The sequence below is a fragment of the Oceanimonas aquatica genome, assembly GCF_030732065.1.
Classification (GTDB): Bacteria; Pseudomonadota; Gammaproteobacteria; order Enterobacterales; family Aeromonadaceae; genus Oceanimonas.
Genome location: NZ_JAVBHX010000005.1, coordinates 153,249 through 169,417, shown reverse-complemented (window position 1 = coordinate 169,417; position 16,169 = coordinate 153,249). Strand labels below are relative to the sequence as shown.

The following is a 16,169-nucleotide window of genomic DNA, read 5'->3' as shown; positions in this document are numbered from 1 at the left end:
TAGGACGGGCATGGCATGTATGATCTGGTAAGCGATCCAGTTGCTGGTTCTTTAAGAGGGCTTTTTACTACACCAGTCGCCAGCGCAAGGTGAACAATCTCTGGGTGCTGCTCTTCTGGTGCAACTGTTGTTCCAGCGCGTCTATGTGCGCATCGCGGCGGGCCTCGATGGCATCTTCTACGGTGAATATTTCCTGCCGTTGTCGTCGCTGCTGGCGCTCCAGCCGCTTGATGGCTTCCTGAGCTTCCTTTTGCTCATCCAGGGTATTGGCCTGGCGAGAGAGCTTTTTGGCCTGTTGCAGCTCTACCCGAGTATCATCCAGTTTTTTCTGGGCGGATCGCATTTGATCTTCCGCCCAGTCTTCCAGCTTGTCGCGCTCGCGCTTGAAGTATTCCTTGTTTTCATCCAGCAGCTTGCTGAGCCTGGCGTCCAGCTGGCGCTTGGCATTTTGCTCCAATGAGTCTGGAGGCACGGCTTCGGCAAGGGGTAGGGGCCTGGCGTTGAGCAGGAACATATCGGCGCATTGCTCTGTATCCAGTAGCTGGCCGTCATCGGTAAAGGCGGTAAAGACCAGGTGTTCTTCATTCTGGAAGCTCGACAGTTGCAGCTGATTAAGCTCCAGCCAGCCACTCTGGCCCTGCAGCGGCTCCAAAGAAGACAGTTTTTTGCTGAACTCCGAGAGGTTGAACTCCACCATGGCCGGGGCTGTGTCCAGCCGGCGACCGCTGTCGAGCACCCATTCTCCGAGCGGGTGACCCAGCCGGTATTTATGAGCCTGTGCCAGCGGCTGGAGTTGTTTGTTCTTGCTGACCAGCTGATACAAGCCGGCAGGAGCATTCAGGCCGGCAGGAGGGCTGGCCAGCTCAAAGCTGAGGGTGGCGGGGGTAAAGGTGGCGCTGGGGGCCAGCATATGTTGGCTAAGGCTCCAGAACATGCGGCTCATTTGATCCAGCTGTTGCTGTGCCTCCTCATGCCTTAGCTTGAGCTTGTCGTGAATGTTGGCGTCGAAATGCTGAAACAGTTTCTCGCGGGTTTCGTTCATGCGCTTGGCGATATCTTCTTCCAGCTCTTTCTGCAACTGGTCGAAGGCGGCCTGAATGTCGGCGGGCTCGCGGCATTCGTTGTAGATGGCGGCAATACGCTTTTCAATGTCGAGACCGGATTCTATGCTGCCCAGCACATCGTCTGAGGCTCCGAAGAGGCCGTCAAACAACTGAAATTTGTGACTGAGCAGCTCCAGTACACGGCGGTCGGCCTCGTTTTTCTGGTTGAGAAAGTTAATCACCACCACATCGTGTTTTTGGCCATAGCGATGACAGCGGCCTATGCGCTGCTCTACCCGCTGGGGGTTCCAGGGCAGATCGTAGTTGATCACCAGGCTGCAAAACTGCAGGTTGACCCCTTCGGCGGCTGCTTCGGTCGCGATGAGAATGTCGGCATCGGACCGGAAGTGGTCAATGATGGCGGTTCTTACATCCACAGCCCGGCTGCCGGTGACCTGATCCGTCCCCTGATTCTGCTCCAGCCAGTGCTGATAAATGGCTTTGGTGCCGGGAGTATTGTTGCTGCCGCTGAACAGCGCAACCTTGCCGGCATGGCCATGCCGCTCCAGATGACTGGCCAGGTATTCCTGGGTACGGCAGGACTCGGTGAAGATGACCGCCTTGCGCTCGGCACCGCGCAGGGCCATTTTTTCAAAGCCTTGCTCCAGAGCGGTGAGCAGGGCCGCGGACTTGGCATCTTCGTGAATTCGGCCGGCCAGTTCGCGATATTGCTCCAGCTCGGCAATTTCCCCTCTCAGCTGGTCGGGATCCAGATCGCGATTGCCAAAAGAGTTCTCATATTCCATGGCCGTTTCGGCGGCTTCCAGCAGTTCGTCGTCGAAGTCATCATCCAGCAGGTCGCCCCAGTCATCCTCGCCAGCCAGGCTTGGGCTGCCTTGTGCTTCTAGCTTTTTCAGACGCTTCAGCAGGCTTTCGAGGGTTTTGCAGACGGCGGCCGTGGACGAGGCCAGCAGCTTTCTGACCACCAGGGTAACCAGGTGGCGTTGTTGAAGGGGAACGCCGTAGGTGTCCGGCCGCTGTAAGTAGGCAGACACCAGATAATAGAGGCGCAGTTCGTCTTCCGAAGGCTCAAACTCGTAGGTATAGGCCTTGCGCTCGGTATAGGGCACATATTCCAGCACCTGTTTACGCAGGGTACGGTGTACAAACTCATCCAGCCGTCCTTTCAGGCCGAGTAGATCGCTGTCGCTTCGCATGTATTGCTGGCGGAAACTGGCTTTGTCGCCAAACAGGTTTTCATCGATGATGGTAGAGAGGCCAAACAGCTCCAGCAGGGAGTTTTGCAGTGGTGTGGCCGTTAACAGCAGCTTTTTGCAGCCGGCAAAGGTTTCCCGTATGCAGTTGCCTATGACGTTGCTGTCTTGATGGGCATTTCTCAGCTTGTGCGCTTCGTCGATAACGACCAGATCCCAGGGGGTCTGACGCAGCTGCTGCTCCATACGCTTGGCAAACTGAAAGGAGAAAATCGAAATAACCGGCCTGTCGAAGGGATCCGGAATGCCTTCCTTGCGCAGTGTTTGCCAGGTTTTGTTATCCAGCACCTGTGTGGGCAGGTGAAACTTTTCGGCCAGTTCGTTGGCCCATTGTTTACGCAGGGCTGCCGGGCAGATCACCACTATATGGCGCTTACGCTCGGCCCAAAGCTGGGCCATGACCAGAGAGGCTTCAATGGTTTTACCCAGACCTACTTCGTCTGCCAGCACCACCCCTTTGACCAGTGGATTTTGCAGTGCAAACAGGGCTGCATCTATCTGGTGAGGGTTAAGATCCACCGACGCATCGAACAGCGAACTGCCTAGCCGGCCAACATCGCCACCCCGGCGCTGACGAGTAAGCTCATATGCAAAATACTTGGCGTGATAATCGGTAATGGGCGATGTCATGACGATTCCTTGCGCTCGGGACAGTACTGTTCATTCTGTCTCACCCGAGTACCAAGCGCAAAGATATCACCACTTTGAGTATTTATCGTTTTTAACGCTTCTCCTGCCTTCATGGTTTAGTGGTTTGATAGCAACAATATGGCTAATCACTCGTTGGCTGCTGAAGCTGTTTTCTATTCCAGCGGGTTCAGCACTAAGCCATGTCCCGAATTCGGCACTAATTCGACATAGAGGGATTGTCGTCCGACGATAACAGCAAGTGTTGGCCGTTTATCCCGCCGTTTAGTTGATAAGTGTTTCCATTCCGTTCTATCTAGTCCAGAAGGATGAGGATGGTCTTCGGGATGAGTGTGCCACTCGCCTAAGTAGCGGACAGTACCTTGACTCGTCGCCCACTGAGACTGAGCGATTGCTTCGTGGCCAAATGGCATCCGTTCAAACAGGTATGGGAACCTTTTGTCGCATGCTGTAGGGACCGTTGCTAGTTCAATTAGCATGTGGGATCCATGAACTGAACCAAGCAAAAGTCCGCCAGCTTCACAGTCAATATCACGGACCTGAATGTGCTGACAGAATGTCTCTATCGATGAGGCTGAGAAATGCAGCAGTGTCCTTTTATCGTCGGTGGCCCAGGAACTCAAGAACTGCATACAGGACACTCCCGGTCCCGTGGTGGGTCACAATCGGGCGAAGCAAGCTGGTGGGTGTGGTCGATCAGTCGAGTTCGTAACGCAGGGGAATAGACGCCATTGATCCAGTCAAGAGTCATCTCAGCGCCAAGGCTGGCTGCATGCATCGCTACCGAAGCGGGAAATGGTACGTACAAGCCTTCACATCCATGCCCCGCCAGGATGGTAGGAAGGGGAGCAAGGGTGGAACGGAGTTCGCCTCTTCTGTTGCTATGCCAAAGACATCGATAGCATGCTCCAGATTCGTTCGTTCTTAGGAGCGAGCGGACAGCCGTTCCTGGCCCCTCGATCCAGATTGAAAGCATGGGCGTAGTAGAAGTATATTGACCGCACAGCCAATGCCCAAGAGCTTCTTCCCCGGTGGCATCTATGAGTAGATCCAGCTCTCCCAATTGAGATTGCCTAACATCCACGGGCAGTGCACGAATCTCGGCCCCTGGCGCCGAGCGCTTGAGTTCCCTCGCCATGGCCTCGGCTTTATTCGACATCAAATCCGGAAATCCTAGACGATGACGCCCAATATTTTGCGGAAGCAGAATGTCGAGATCCACTAACGTAAGTTTGCCGCCGCAGGTCCCCGCACCGGCCTTTACCAGCATGTCTGATAGATAGCCACCAATCGTGCCACATCCAATGACGGCGATGCTCTTTCCTGCAAGCGTCTTTAATTTTGGTATATTCCGCTGGGCAAGGTACCTATCATCAATCCTGACAACTGAGATGGGCATCACCTTCAATCCAAAGCTTGAATCCCTGCTATTTACATGTTTGCTCTTTGGAGCTGGTTGTTGTTGATTATAGAGAACTGCAAACCCATAAGTCATCAAAGGGGATTCGATGATGATCAGAACTCCGTTGGCCTTTTTCTTTTTCCCTTCTTTGATGCGTTTATGAATCTTGCGTCGGCACCGGGGGTCCAGGATGCTTTGCCAAGCCAAAATATCCCCAACGGTTTCGGGAGGCCAGTGGTTGGTAAGAGGACGAGGTTGAGCACCAGTTTTGACCCGGTAAGTTAGTACTGTTTTATCGGTGACTTGGTAGCCGAGAGACTTCAGTTTCTCAGTTGTTCGATCTTCGTTGTCGGTGATGAACCACAACGGACTTTCATTGGCCTGCGCGACAATGCAGTTCTGTAGCCCTAAGACATTGTCTTGTATGTCCACAAAGCAAGGCCAACCATGCCAATAGGCAAAGAACTCTTCCGCTAGATCTTCGAGCATCTCCCCTTTCACGATATGTCCGAACACAACAGCCGCACGTTGTAGACACGCTAGCAACTGCCCGACAGGATCGTATATATCTAGAACGACGGAGCCTTTGGCTAGGTAGCAAAGTCCGCCGTCTGCGCCAAGATGAGGAGCTGCTGCGGGCAACTCCGGGGGAATTTTCAGCAGCCGGATACGAGGCAAGTCGAAGAATTTGGGGTCGAGTTGAATTTCACATGGATAGCCCTTGTCCGCTTGGGGAGGGAGCAAATCCCCATGAAGCTTGAACCAGCCGTCATCTGTCTTACCAACAAACTTGAAGCCGTGCTGCTTGCAGGCTTCGATCACGTCTGCAACCGCTGAGGCGCTCATCCGGCCTTCGTTCTCCCGACAAGTTCGCTCGGACCTGCGGTGGCGGGAGTTGCGGCAATGGTTGCAGCAACGGATACTGCTTTGACCCGCTCTGGCTCGTTTGGAAAGCGCGAGCCGAATTCACCTTGCATCCAGATGCATGCCTGTGAAGGACTACCGGTGCCGGTGGCTCCGCGAAGCACATCCTCGAATTCTTCGAATGCCTTGGCCGCTTCTTCGACACCCGCGTGGCCTAGTCGCTCTGTGAGCGATTCAGACTCTTCCACGGGGTTGTTCACTCCCTCACGCAAACGTGCTGGCAGTGCCGCGACGACATCTAGCAGAGCGAGATCGTCGCGCCTATCGCGTTTTTCAAAGAGTGGGGCAGCGGCTGCCATTAGTAGGATCGAGGCAGGTCCACCGCTGGACCACCTCCAATCGCGGAAGGCCTTCAAGTAGCGAACCACACGTCGGAACTGCTCTCCCTTGGCCGCAACTTCTGCTAAGAACCACTCCTTCACTGGCCTAGGATCTGAGGGCATCCAATCGCATTCACGATGAGCAAGCAGTACCTTGTCAGCGGGGAGCGCAGTCCAAGTATCCTGCTCCGCCATGTTTACAGCCTCCAATAACGAATCGTAGCCATACCGTTCCATCGACGCCTTCAGAGCTGCAAATTCTTCGTCTGGGATGGCATACAGAGGTATATCAATATGGGCATACGTACTAATGACGATGCGGATGCACGTCGGCTTATCGGTGACAAGCTTCCACTGCTTTTCCTCGACTAACGGTTTTAATGCTTCTTCCGCAGCAGTAAAGAATACTGTAGCTGCAGTGCTGGGACGCTTCGTTTGAGAGATGAAGCTCATTGGCAGATAGCAGCCATCATCGATATCGGCTTGCTGAGGGGGTTGTGCCGGGGAGTTCAACGTCTTGTATGCCCACGACCCTTGCGTGAAGAAGCGGGGTTGGGGAACTGCCTCTGTGTATCCATTTTCCTTTAATACACGTGGAATGCCTGCGCGTAGGCAATCCCTCACATCAGTGCGGGCGCTGGCGATCAGAGTGCGCTGTTCAGGGGCTAAATCCAACTCCCCATGCATGCAGGATTCGTTATCAATGGTGGTAAAAAAAAGTGGGCTCAGATTCAGCATTTGGCCTCCGGGACATTTTTGTTGGGGCCGTGATAGAAGATGGGAGCGCCGGCCTGGTGCGCTCTAAAAGGTTGGAAAAGAGGAGCGCCGAGCGCACGCTGCGCAGCATGGCTTCCGCGATCCTTGAGCGTATTCGTGGCGCCAATGGAAACCCGATCCAGCGCCTTCACGTCCTTACTTTGATCCGGTGTCGCTTTGTCGTCGATTTGAAAGTAGTTGTCGCCTAACGTTTGCTGCAGCATGTAGTCCACCGACGATTCCTGTGCGGAGATCACCAGATCGAAGAGTCCTCCTCGCCACTTTCCAAATCCACGGTCAAGGCTGGCACCGCCTCGAACGGTCGCACCGATCGTCATCGTGCCGATGGATAGAACTCGAATCAGTGCATCCTGTTTCGGCGAGAGGAACGTCTTGACTTCGTGCAACCCGAATAGACCGGGAGCATTGCCTACCAGTCCTCCATCCGCGAAGACACCACGGTCGTTGCGTGCCAGCGGAAAGTAGACGGGGGCAGCGGCAGTCGCCAGTGCAACATCGACGATTTTCATGCGGTGATCCAGTTCAAAGGAAGGGTGGTGAGGGGTCTTGAAAAACTGTCCGCGACCTGTCGAGTAGTTTACTGCTGGCACAAGAACACGATGCTTCAAGTCGCCGATCGTGATTCCTTGAAAGCGTTCGGTCAGTACCTCTCGCAATCCCGTCGAGTCATGCTTTGCAGTCAGCCAGAATCCCAACAGCTGCCTTAGAAGGCTACGGCAACCAAAGATGCGATTACCTTCGTCTTCGAACAATGCTTTGAGTTCGCTAGCCGGAATCTCCGCTGCTAGCCCCAAAGCCAACATCCCTCCCGCCGATGTGCCACAAATCAGGTCAAAGTGGGAAGCAATAGGGCGACCCAGCACTGATTCAAGCTCGGCAAGAACTGTAGCCGTATAGAGGCCGCGATAACCACCACCCGACAGGGCGAGCACATGGTAGGTAGGGATGTCGGTCATGACGTTTTAACCTCTCGGAGGGAAAGGGTCGTTGCCGTGACTATCCTTGTTACGGATACGGCCATCTGGGCGATGAATGACAAGTTCAGATTTTTGGTTACGTGCAATATCTCGCCCTGCATCTATTGCCTGTTGCTGCGTCTCATGCACAGATGTCGCCCGCTGGTTGCCTGCACTTTTAACGGCCCAACCGTTTTGATGAGGAACAATATGCTGATTTTTACCTGCCATAGTGGAGCACCAAGTCTTGAATTATCGGGATTTCGGCCAGTCGGGGTTTTGTCATTGGATGGCCGCTGTAGCAAGATTTCTGCGTATTCAAATAGTAGGAAGGTCAAGATACTTAACCTAGATCATGCGTAAACCTACATTTATTCTGTTTCTGGTCAAAAATTTATCAGAGTCAGTGCTTTGCGGCAAATATTGGGCGGCTACCATTGAAGAATAAAAAGGGTGCTGTGTGTAACTGCGTAGATATCCCTACAGCAGAACGGAACTTATAAATAAGGCCACAGCCGAGTTCGAGCAGGAAATCTCCCTAGTGCTGAATCAAACCTGCCCTTGGTCGAAATTCGACTACTCATCACTATTTTACTTCCAGTACCTCCGGTCCATGATTCTTGGTTTCAAGTGAAAAAAAAAAGCGACGGCAGGTCGCTTTTTTTTTCAGTCCCCAAACCACTCCCGCAGCTTGCGGTCGGCTTGGCGCTCTACCTCGGCATCCAGCGGGATTAGGAAGTAGGCCAAGGCACCATACACCACCGTTTTGGCCCAGAGCGGGGTCTCCGGCTTCTGAGCCGCGTAGTGCAGGCACAGGCAGTGGCGGATCACTTCTTTACCTGCCCGGCGCAGGTTGGCCCTGAGCTTGCGCCAGAACTGTTGCTCATTGAACTGGGGCTCCAGCTCATTCGGGTTGAACTCCATGTGGGCTCCTTGGGTTAAATCTGGCCGCGCTCAGCCAGAGACACGCAGCCTTCCAGGCCGACAACCACATGATCCAGAGTGCGGATATCTACCAAGTTAAGCGCATCGCGCAGGCGCTGAGTAATGGCTACGTCCGCCCGGCTGGGCTCGGGATCGCCGGACGGGTGGTTATGCACAAAGATGGCGGCGGCTGCGTTACAGGTTAAAGCCAGCTTGACCACTTCTCGGGGGTAGACGCTGGCGGCGTCGATGGTGCCGCGAAACAGCTGCTCGAAGCGCAGAATGCGGTGCTGATTGTCGAGCAGTACCACCGCAAAGATCTCATGCTCACATTCCTGCAGCAGGGTTTGCAGCGCCTCAAAGGTTTTGCTCGGGGCGTCGAGTACACGGCCCTTGGCCAGTCGCCGGCGGGCCAACTTGTGGGCCATGTGCAGAATGTCGGCCTCGGTTACCAGGCCAAGAGCCAGATAAGTGCCGGACTGTTCGCCGGCGATAAAGGTGTTATTGCTCATGGGATCCTCCATGCATAAAAAAACGCCGATCAGGGGCGGCGCGTAAAGGGATATGTATAACCAGGGCGTGAGGGCTAGAAGCGCTTCACTTCCAGATAAACTGAAACGCCAGCGATGACGATTAGCAGCCCCCAGGCAAGCCATTCGATCCAGGACTTGTTCATTTTGAATCTCGTATTTGCTTGTCTGATGAGAGCTTAGTTACTCAACCGTACCGAGTTTGTTGGTCAGGCGAGTTGCTTTGACCAGGTTGGCAGGTTTGGCGTTTAGGGTTGGTTCTGGCTGCTCGGTTTGTTCCGGGTAGAATTCGTCCAGCAACAGCGGGACTTCATCTTCACCGTCTTCAAACTGGCCGTTGTGCAGCAGTTGTCTGGCGGTGTGTTCCAGGTTGGCAATGTCCACGCCGGACTGCCGGTAGTGTTCGGCTTCCTGCAATGCCGTGCTGACCGCTTGCGCCAGGGTGTCCTCGTCGCGCAGGGTCAAATCCACATAGAACACTGGGGTGCGGTAAGACTGGGTGGTGCTCTTGGCTCTGAGCTTGAGTTGCAGCGCCAAATGTCGCGTATAGCCACCGGTCACTGCCTCAAAGTAGCGTAGCCGTGCCGCCAGGGTTCGCACCGAGTTATAACCCGTGGTGCGAAAGATAAAGCTGCCCAGCTCGTCGTTCTGGCCTTCCACCTGTAGGTTAAGGCGGCCATAAAGCTTGCAGCCCTGTTCATGGGCGAAGCGGCAATACTCCGGCCCCGGACAAGTCACTTCTTCTATTCCTCCTTCATTGACTCGTTTGGCGGTATCGCCATTACCCACGCACAGCGGCCGTCCGGTGCTGCGATCAAAGGCGCTGTACTCGGCCCGCAGGTTCAGCTCGCTGTCATTGAACAATACCCGCACCGGGATCGCCCGGATCTTGCCGTTGGCCGCCGTTTCAGCGTATTGCTGGTGCAGCGGGTGTAACATCCAGCCGTTACGGTTTTGAACCTGAGTGGTGAGGGTAAAGCTGTCGTCTTTTTCCGGTAGCCACTTGTCGTTCTTGTTGACCAGCTTGCCAATGCTGATCCGCCCAATGATGGGCGGAGTGATGGCCAGTCCTTTGATCATGACTTGCTCCTTTGCAGTTGCACGGTAAAGCGGCGAGAGCCAGGTACGATTTTGCTGCAATGCTGCAGCCATTCCGGATGGGAGTTACTGAGCTTTTCCATATCGGGCACCACGCGATCACGGCTGCGTTTCCAGCTGATCTTTCCTTCCTGAAATACCGCGCCACCGGCATCGCCCAAAGCGGCCTGCAGTTGCTGCTTGAGCCTGGCCTCACTGGCTTCGGCTTCTTCCTTCTTCTCCTTGGCGCTGAGAAAGTGGCTGAACAGGGTGTTCATTTCTGCCGACTCGGTAAGATCCAGCACCGGTGTCTTGTCTTCGGGATAGAGCGATTGCAGGGCCTTGCCGGCATCTGCCGAGCCGTCGGGTTCCGGCTGGGTGTCGTCGAGCACATGCTGCCAGAAAGCATTTTCCCGCCTTATGAGATCGGCAATTTTGTCGTCGTCCCGATTGATGCGGTAAATACGAAAATCCTGCCCGGCGATCAGTACCGCCACATCGGCCCAGGCATGGCCGGTAACGGCCAGCTGGTGCAGCACCTGACACTGGTAGGCGAGGGGAATGCCCTGCTCCCATTGTGGTGCAGAGTGATAGCCGGCGGTCTTGATCTCCAGCGTGCCCACGCCATCGGGGTGTCCCAGCACTTCCCGATCCAGATTGGCGAGCATGAAGGGATGGTCCGGGTGTTGCAGCACCGCATTCACCCGGCGCACCTTGAGCCTGGTGCGTTGGGCGTAAACGTAAGCCAGCACCGGCTCCAGGGTAGTGCCCCAGAACACCGCTTCGTTGTTGCTCAGATCTGGTGCCGGGCGGCGACCAGTTTTCTCCAGCCACAGTGACAAGGGGCTCTTGTAGGGGGACAGGCCAATGGCCACGGCGGCATCGGATGAGCCAATACCAGACTGGCGCACTTCCAGCCATTGTTGGTGAGTGAGTGCCTTGGTGTCGGCCAGACGCAGGGCTTGGGAATAACGAGTTTTCATGGTGAGTCTCCTCAAACGCATAAAAAACATACCCCCCGTTGGCTCATGCCAACGGGGGATATAAAGAAGTAATACTGGTGAGAATTAGTCGAGTAATGCCATGGCCTGGCCGTAGGCTTTTTGCTTGAGTTGAGCACCGAGTCCGAACCAGGCGGAGTCGAGCCGGTTATCCTGGCTGCGGGCACGACGGTGATGATCTACAAACTCGGTCATGGCGTTTACCAGGCCCCAGGCGGTGTTTTTGCTGGAAGCCAGATCAGCACCCATACCTGCACCGTCGTACAGGCTCAGCAGTTGTTGCATGGGTTTTGAAGGTGTCAAATCAGTTTCTGTTAAGCATGGGTCTTCCAGTACTTCTGCAAAGAAGCGGTGCGCTTCTTCTGGTGAAACCGGACGTTGGCTCATGGCCTTCAGGTCGTGCATAAAGGTATCCCAGCTCGACAGGCCCAGCCCCAGAGCCTCTTTTACTTGCTTGGGATCAAACACGGTGGAGTGGGGCACCTTAATGGCTCCGGCTTTCTTGTTAACGGCTACCTGCAGGGTGTTGTTGCACACCACCCGTACTGAAGTGAATTGTGCTGTGGTACACAGAGTGCCATCGCAACTGGTGGCCAGCAGCAGATAACCCTTGATGTGGTCGTTCCCCTTGAGCTTGTCTGCCTGGCCGGTTTTAGCCAGGGCCCACAGCTTGCGGCCGCCCTTGAGCACGCCGGCGGTTTCCAGCTCAAAGCCACCGGCATGCACCAGGTCTTTATAAAAATGCAGCACCTCCTTGGGCTGCACCACCTTGTAGCGATTGGACACTACCGACAGGGGAGCCAGGGTATCGGAGCGATACAGCACCTGAGCGCCATCGTGACTGCGCAAGAACAGTCCATCATCGGCGGCGTTGAACATGACATCGCTTTGCTTGATGGACCAGTCCATGCCGGCCTCCCTGAGCCAGACCGACAGCGGCTGCTGACGGCTGAGCTGATTGCCCAGGCCATGCCAGGGCGTTTGGCCCACGTAGGCCATGGACTCGATGAGGTGAGACATAACCGCCTCCTGAGAAAGTGGGTGAGTGAAGCTGTGTTGAGAGTGAGCTGCCAGAGCTGGCAGAGTTTGGTGGTTAGCCTTGCTGACGAAAGCAATGACCACAGTCGGCGCACTGGAAGTTATCCAGCAACTTGTTGTCGATCTCTTCTCCAAGTTTGGATCCTGCAGCACCACCGGCGGCACTACCCACAAGCCCCCCGATAATGGCACCAGCAAGGCCACCCAGAGTCATTCCTAGGGGGCCTCCTATGGTTCCTACCAGGGTGCCGACTCTGGCTCCACCGGCAGCGCCAGCCATGCCTGAAGCGCCTCCGGCAATAGCGCCAGTGGTGCCGCCAATTTTTCTGGCAATGTCTCGGGTAATAATGCGTTGGGAATTACAGGAAGGGCATTTAATAGACATAGGTATTCTCCTTGAGGGACGTTGTTTAACTCAGCGTTGAGTTAGCTCAAGGGAATGAAATATGTCTGAAGTTTTTTTTGGTTACTGGTTACTGGTTACTGGTTGGTTTTTCTTAGTGTGACTTTCCGTTATCTCGTAGTGCTACTTTTTCAAGTATCCAGTCCTGAATTTCGTTTTCAACCCAGGCTACGGCTCTCTCACCCAGTGGAACAGGTTTGGGAAATGCCTGCTCAGATATGTATTTGTAAATCGTAGAGCGAGCCAGGCCAGTGCAGTCCATGACTTCTTTAAGTTTGATGAGTCTCATGATGGTACCCCTTTCTGATGCTGTAAGTATTAGCTCTGGCTCGTGCCGAAAGAGCGGCCGCCATCTGCTGTGTATTTGCTGAATTCTTTCGCTAGGTAGAGGGCTCGATTTACCAACGAGTGATAGTCCTCTTCAAAGATATGGCGGTCGGCGTTTTTATTTATGGTGTAACTGGCGTTGTCTGGGAAGTGCACAAGGCTCTCTGCATCTTCAATACTTAACCCGATTGCGCTAGCCCAAGCGGAATAAACCATCCCGCTTACTCCACTATTGATTAATCGGTAGTTACCCGGTGATTGGAAGGTATCTTTATTGAGCAGTATAAGAACGTGATAGTGGCAGTGGATTGAATTATTTATTTCTCTGCACCAAATGTACCGAATGCTTGTTGGATGAACTCGCTTACCTTCACTCTTTCTTTTTCTTAGTGAATGGTTGATTTTTGACTTTAAGGATTTGAAGAACCTGGTGATGACTTCCCGATCTGCTCTGAAGTATTGAGACGGTGAGTCATAGTGAAGTGAGTCAAGTAGATCCCAGGGGAATCTAAGATCAAATCTTATCGCTATGGTTCTGGGGTGATCAGCCAATGCTCGATTGATGACAGAGATAACTTTGTCGGCTTGCTTGGGGTTTGTTGCAGTCTTGTTTGTTCTCATGGTTTGTCTCCTGTGTATCTTCCACAGGAATGACTGCTCTGGTTATTAAATATGACTGAGTTCTCTTTAGATAAGGTCTACTGATATACGCATATTAAACATACAGACATGTAGCAAGGGGGTGAGAGAGCTGCTGCGCTCTGGGTTGGAGAGGGGTAGTGCGGGAGGGAAGTGCTCGCAAGTTATAAGTTTTTGAAGTGTTTGTTTTCTACAGGCAAGCACAAATAGTAGTGGCTTAGCTTAGCTAGTCGCTTGTGTGATCTGAGTGCAAACTCTAGAGTTATCTGAATATAGACTTGACTGTGGTAGCTGATTGTAAAGCTACACTTGGCTTCAAAAAGGAGGTTTAGCTTATGAGTATTTGCGTTTTTGTAACGAAAAACCATTGACAATGCGCTGATAAGAGGATGATATTGTAATGATAAAGATATGTAATTATTACTGCGTAAGGAGTTTTTGTGGCATTTCATAGACCTGCTGATTATGAAGATTACAATTTTTTAAAATGCCGGTTTGAAGAGATTGGTTCTAAAGATCAATATAAATTGAGATATTTGGTTAGGCGAGTAGCTGAGTCGGAGGGTGTTGAAAAGATTGTTTTTGTTGATGTCAAATCAATGGCGGATTATTTAGCTAAGTTTTATATTGATAATGTGGCTGTAGGGCTTAATTCAAAAAATAAATCGAAAAAAGCTGCTGGAGGCGGTTCTGGTAGAGATAACCACCGCAAGATGGAGCCTATTATTGATTTTGGGTTTGAATGTGAAACTGAGGTTAAAAGGGATCCCATATTGGATTTTGGGTTTGAAGATATTTATAAGGAAAAGGAAAGTTCCCTGGTAGAATTTGATGATTTTTCTGATAGAAGAATAAAGCCTATTTTGGATCTTGGTATAGATTTAAATGAAGGGTTAAATGGTGTTGATAAAGTAAGTGATGAGTTTTTGTTTTTTAAATTTTTAGATGATTATAGCCTTGGTTATTCTGGTTTGTCAGCTTTTGACTGTGGTGAGTTATCTTTTCTTAAAGGAAGGGAGCTTGAGTCTACTATAGCTTGGTTAGTTATTCGTAATTTTAGAGGTGGTTATCTTTATGATAGCCTTAATCTACCGCTTGATTTAGATGACCATAGGCGGATGTATTTTTCAACACTTGAATTCTTCATGTTCTTAGATGTGGATTCTAATATTAAGATGGAACTTCTACAAAATGTAAAGGATGCTTGTAATAGAGTTAATGACGAAAAAGATCCCTTTGAATGGGTCGATGTTAATAATGATAGTTTTGTTTCTTGGGTCTGGAGGTATATAAAGGGTAAAAGTGATGATGCACATGGTGGAATGTTGGCGAAAAATATCAAAGTGATTGTAAAGTCTAGCAGGTTGAGGTTTTTATCTGCATCTTATTTTACATGGGATGTAGATGCCAATACTAAGAAGTGGTTTATGAGAGAGTTGAGAGGAGCTTGGTCACAGAAGAAGTTTAGAGATAAAAATAAAGATAATGGTCGTCTAAATACATATATAGGTAAAAGTGCAAAAGAGGCACTTGATGAGCTTGTCTCTAGAGATGGAACTAATGCAAGTGATGTGTTGAAGAAAATTATACTGGCTGAGTATTCTCGCCATAAAATATGAAGTTATTATTGTTAAAGCTGGCTGCCACTAATTAAGTCGTGACAGCTATGATCTGAAAAGTAACTTGCAGAGTGCATCTTAATTATCACAAAAATAGTCTTAGCTTAGTTAGGTGGTTTCCATTTAGGCACCGTGTCAACCCATGAGGTTCGTCAGGGGGAGCTGTGGTGCGGAGAAGCTGCTGGACGTAACCAGGTCATTGTTTTCAGGGGGGTGCTGCTCGAGGCTGCCTTTTTGTTGAGTCGTCGAGGTTTGACGCTAACCGGATAGATGCGAAAATACGGCCTCCTCATGTGTGCTGTTGAGGTCTCGGTCTTGGGTATCAAATGAAATTGCGGGTATCAGAGCGGGTATCAAAGCAGTGTTAGGCTAATCACTATCAATATAATCAAAGAGATAAGTTCAATATGCTGCTGATGATCGACAACTACGACTCCTTTACCTGGAACCTGGTGCAGTATTTTGGTGAGCTGGGGCAGGAGGTGGTGGTGCGCCGCAACGACGATATCGGCCTGGACGAGATAGCGGCGCTGCGGCCGGCAGGGTTGATCATTTCTCCCGGCCCCTGTACGCCGAACGAGACGGGCGTATCACTGGCGGCCATCGAGCGTTTTGCCGGTGAACTGCCGATACTGGGGGTGTGTCTGGGGCATCAGGCCATTGCCCAGGCCTTTGGTGGCGAAGTGGTGCGGGCCCGACAAGTGATGCACGGCAAAACCTCGGCCATTCGCCACACCGGCAAAGGTCTGTTTGCGGATCTGCCCGATCCCTTGACCGTCACCCGTTACCATTCTCTGGTGGTCAAGGCCGACACCCTGCCGGCCTGCTTTGAAGTGACCGCCTGGAGCGAAAACGAGCAGGGTGAGCGGGATGAGATCATGGGCATGCAGCACGACACCCTGCCGGTGCACAGTGTGCAGTTTCACCCGGAAAGCATTCTTACCGAAGCTGGCCATCAGCTGCTGCGTAACTTCCTGAAGCTGCTGTAGCCGCATTTCATTCGCGGGGAAAACCTCGACCCACCCCGTTATTCCGGCTTTCGCGCCGGAATCCATTCTGCGTACAGCCGTGTTGCCTGTTTTAGACTCCGGGTCAGGCCCGGAGTGACGAAATCTGTAAGACCCGCCTTTATCAGTCGCACTATAAGTTTTTCTTATATTTCTTATCAGGCTTTCTCGCTCGCAAGGTGTTCGGCCACCGGGAATAATAGCGGTGAGTCCGGCGCAAAAATTCTTTTTTCTGCCTGTTTATGCAGACGGCACCTGAC

At 52.3% G+C, this 16,169-nt stretch carries 16 protein-coding genes; 2 read left to right on the top strand and 14 right to left on the bottom strand.

What is annotated here, in order from left to right:
- Window positions 1-67: 67 nt before the first annotated feature.
- From Q9290_RS09135 to Q9290_RS09070, 14 genes are all read right to left on the bottom strand, one after another.
- Window positions 68-2,947 (bottom strand): SNF2-related protein, encoded by a 2,880-nt coding sequence (locus Q9290_RS09135; protein WP_306079342.1) that lies wholly within the window; start codon window positions 2,945-2,947, stop codon window positions 68-70.
- Between the two features lie 173 nt (window positions 2,948-3,120).
- Entirely contained in the window at window positions 3,121-3,597 is a 477-nt protein-coding gene (locus Q9290_RS09130) for a Mov34/MPN/PAD-1 family protein (protein WP_306079341.1), read from the bottom strand.
- On the bottom strand, window positions 3,585-5,213 hold the full coding sequence (locus Q9290_RS09125) for a ThiF family adenylyltransferase (protein ID WP_306079340.1): 1,629 nt from the start codon (window positions 5,211-5,213) through the stop codon (window positions 3,585-3,587). The genes Q9290_RS09130 and Q9290_RS09125 overlap by 13 nt, the downstream gene beginning before the upstream one ends.
- On the bottom strand, window positions 5,210-6,349 hold the full coding sequence (locus Q9290_RS09120) for a CBASS cGAMP synthase (RefSeq protein WP_306079339.1): 1,140 nt from the start codon (window positions 6,347-6,349) through the stop codon (window positions 5,210-5,212). Before Q9290_RS09120 ends, Q9290_RS09125 begins: the two co-directional genes overlap by 4 nt.
- Window positions 6,343-7,344, bottom strand: a complete 1,002-nt coding sequence (locus Q9290_RS09115; protein WP_306079338.1) for a CBASS cGAMP-activated phospholipase — start codon at window positions 7,342-7,344, stop codon at window positions 6,343-6,345. The genes Q9290_RS09120 and Q9290_RS09115 overlap by 7 nt, the downstream gene beginning before the upstream one ends.
- A gap of 6 nt (window positions 7,345-7,350) precedes the next feature.
- A complete protein-coding gene (locus tag Q9290_RS09110) occupies window positions 7,351-7,575 on the bottom strand; it encodes a DUF2188 domain-containing protein (protein ID WP_306079337.1) in 225 nt (74 codons plus the stop codon).
- Between the two features lie 435 nt (window positions 7,576-8,010).
- A complete protein-coding gene (locus tag Q9290_RS09105) occupies window positions 8,011-8,268 on the bottom strand; it encodes a YkvA family protein (RefSeq protein WP_306079336.1) in 258 nt (85 codons plus the stop codon).
- Window positions 8,269-8,282: 14 nt separating this feature from the next.
- Window positions 8,283-8,780 carry a RadC family protein gene (gene radC, locus Q9290_RS09100; protein WP_306079335.1) on the bottom strand — a complete coding sequence of 166 codons (498 nt, stop codon included), beginning with the start codon at window positions 8,778-8,780 and terminating at the stop codon, window positions 8,283-8,285.
- A gap of 201 nt (window positions 8,781-8,981) precedes the next feature.
- Window positions 8,982-9,878: a recombination directionality factor gene (locus Q9290_RS09095; RefSeq protein ID WP_306079334.1), complete on the bottom strand. Its 897-nt coding sequence runs from the start codon at window positions 9,876-9,878 to the stop codon at window positions 8,982-8,984.
- On the bottom strand, window positions 9,875-10,858 hold the full coding sequence (locus Q9290_RS09090) for a YqaJ viral recombinase family nuclease (RefSeq protein ID WP_306079333.1): 984 nt from the start codon (window positions 10,856-10,858) through the stop codon (window positions 9,875-9,877). Before Q9290_RS09090 ends, Q9290_RS09095 begins: the two co-directional genes overlap by 4 nt.
- An 84-nt stretch (window positions 10,859-10,942) precedes the next feature.
- Complete coding sequence (locus Q9290_RS09085; RefSeq protein ID WP_306079332.1) at window positions 10,943-11,896, bottom strand: DUF932 domain-containing protein; 954 nt, start codon at window positions 11,894-11,896, stop codon at window positions 10,943-10,945.
- A gap of 73 nt (window positions 11,897-11,969) precedes the next feature.
- A complete protein-coding gene (locus tag Q9290_RS09080; RefSeq protein WP_306079331.1) occupies window positions 11,970-12,299 on the bottom strand; it encodes a hypothetical protein in 330 nt (109 codons plus the stop codon).
- Between the two features lie 112 nt (window positions 12,300-12,411).
- Window positions 12,412-12,606, bottom strand: a complete 195-nt coding sequence (locus Q9290_RS09075) for an AlpA family transcriptional regulator (RefSeq protein WP_306079330.1) — start codon at window positions 12,604-12,606, stop codon at window positions 12,412-12,414.
- Window positions 12,607-12,635: 29 nt separating this feature from the next.
- The gene (locus Q9290_RS09070; RefSeq protein WP_306079329.1) at window positions 12,636-13,265 is read right to left on the bottom strand and encodes an inovirus Gp2 family protein; all 630 of its coding nucleotides are present in this window, start codon (window positions 13,263-13,265) and stop codon (window positions 12,636-12,638) included.
- 458 nt (window positions 13,266-13,723) lie between these two features.
- Here Q9290_RS09070 and Q9290_RS09065 point away from each other — a divergent pair, with 458 nt between their 5' ends.
- Window positions 13,724-14,902, top strand: coding sequence for a hypothetical protein (locus tag Q9290_RS09065; protein WP_306079328.1), 1,179 nt, complete (start codon window positions 13,724-13,726; stop codon window positions 14,900-14,902).
- A gap of 407 nt (window positions 14,903-15,309) precedes the next feature.
- Entirely contained in the window at window positions 15,310-15,891 is a 582-nt protein-coding gene (locus Q9290_RS09060; protein ID WP_306079327.1) for an anthranilate synthase component II, read from the top strand.
- The last annotated feature ends 278 nt before the right edge of the window (window positions 15,892-16,169 follow it).

Bases quoted from the DNA above. Each gene is read 5' to 3' on its own strand.
- Q9290_RS09130 (WP_306079341.1), bottom strand. From the start codon at position 3,597: ATGCAGTTCTTGAGTTCCTGGGCCACCGACGATAAAAGGACACTGCTG.
- Q9290_RS09110 (WP_306079337.1), bottom strand. From the start codon at position 7,575: ATGGCAGGTAAAAATCAGCATATTGTTCCTCATCAAAACGGTTGGGCC.
- Q9290_RS09135 (WP_306079342.1), bottom strand. From the start codon at position 2,947: ATGACATCGCCCATTACCGATTATCACGCCAAGTATTTTGCATATGAG.
- Q9290_RS09085 (WP_306079332.1), bottom strand. From the start codon at position 11,896: ATGTCTCACCTCATCGAGTCCATGGCCTACGTGGGCCAAACGCCCTGG.
- Q9290_RS09090 (WP_306079333.1), bottom strand. From the start codon at position 10,858: ATGAAAACTCGTTATTCCCAAGCCCTGCGTCTGGCCGACACCAAGGCA.
- Q9290_RS09080 (WP_306079331.1), bottom strand. From the start codon at position 12,299: ATGTCTATTAAATGCCCTTCCTGTAATTCCCAACGCATTATTACCCGA.
- Q9290_RS09115 (WP_306079338.1), bottom strand. From the start codon at position 7,344: ATGACCGACATCCCTACCTACCATGTGCTCGCCCTGTCGGGTGGTGGT.
- Q9290_RS09095 (WP_306079334.1), bottom strand. From the start codon at position 9,878: ATGATCAAAGGACTGGCCATCACTCCGCCCATCATTGGGCGGATCAGC.
- Q9290_RS09120 (WP_306079339.1), bottom strand. From the start codon at position 6,349: ATGCTGAATCTGAGCCCACTTTTTTTTACCACCATTGATAACGAATCC.
- radC (WP_306079335.1), bottom strand. From the start codon at position 8,780: ATGAGCAATAACACCTTTATCGCCGGCGAACAGTCCGGCACTTATCTG.
- Q9290_RS09070 (WP_306079329.1), bottom strand. From the start codon at position 13,265: ATGAGAACAAACAAGACTGCAACAAACCCCAAGCAAGCCGACAAAGTT.
- Q9290_RS09075 (WP_306079330.1), bottom strand. From the start codon at position 12,606: ATGAGACTCATCAAACTTAAAGAAGTCATGGACTGCACTGGCCTGGCT.
- Q9290_RS09060 (WP_306079327.1), top strand. From the start codon at position 15,310: ATGCTGCTGATGATCGACAACTACGACTCCTTTACCTGGAACCTGGTG.
- Q9290_RS09105 (WP_306079336.1), bottom strand. From the start codon at position 8,268: ATGGAGTTCAACCCGAATGAGCTGGAGCCCCAGTTCAATGAGCAACAG.
- Q9290_RS09125 (WP_306079340.1), bottom strand. From the start codon at position 5,213: ATGAGCGCCTCAGCGGTTGCAGACGTGATCGAAGCCTGCAAGCAGCAC.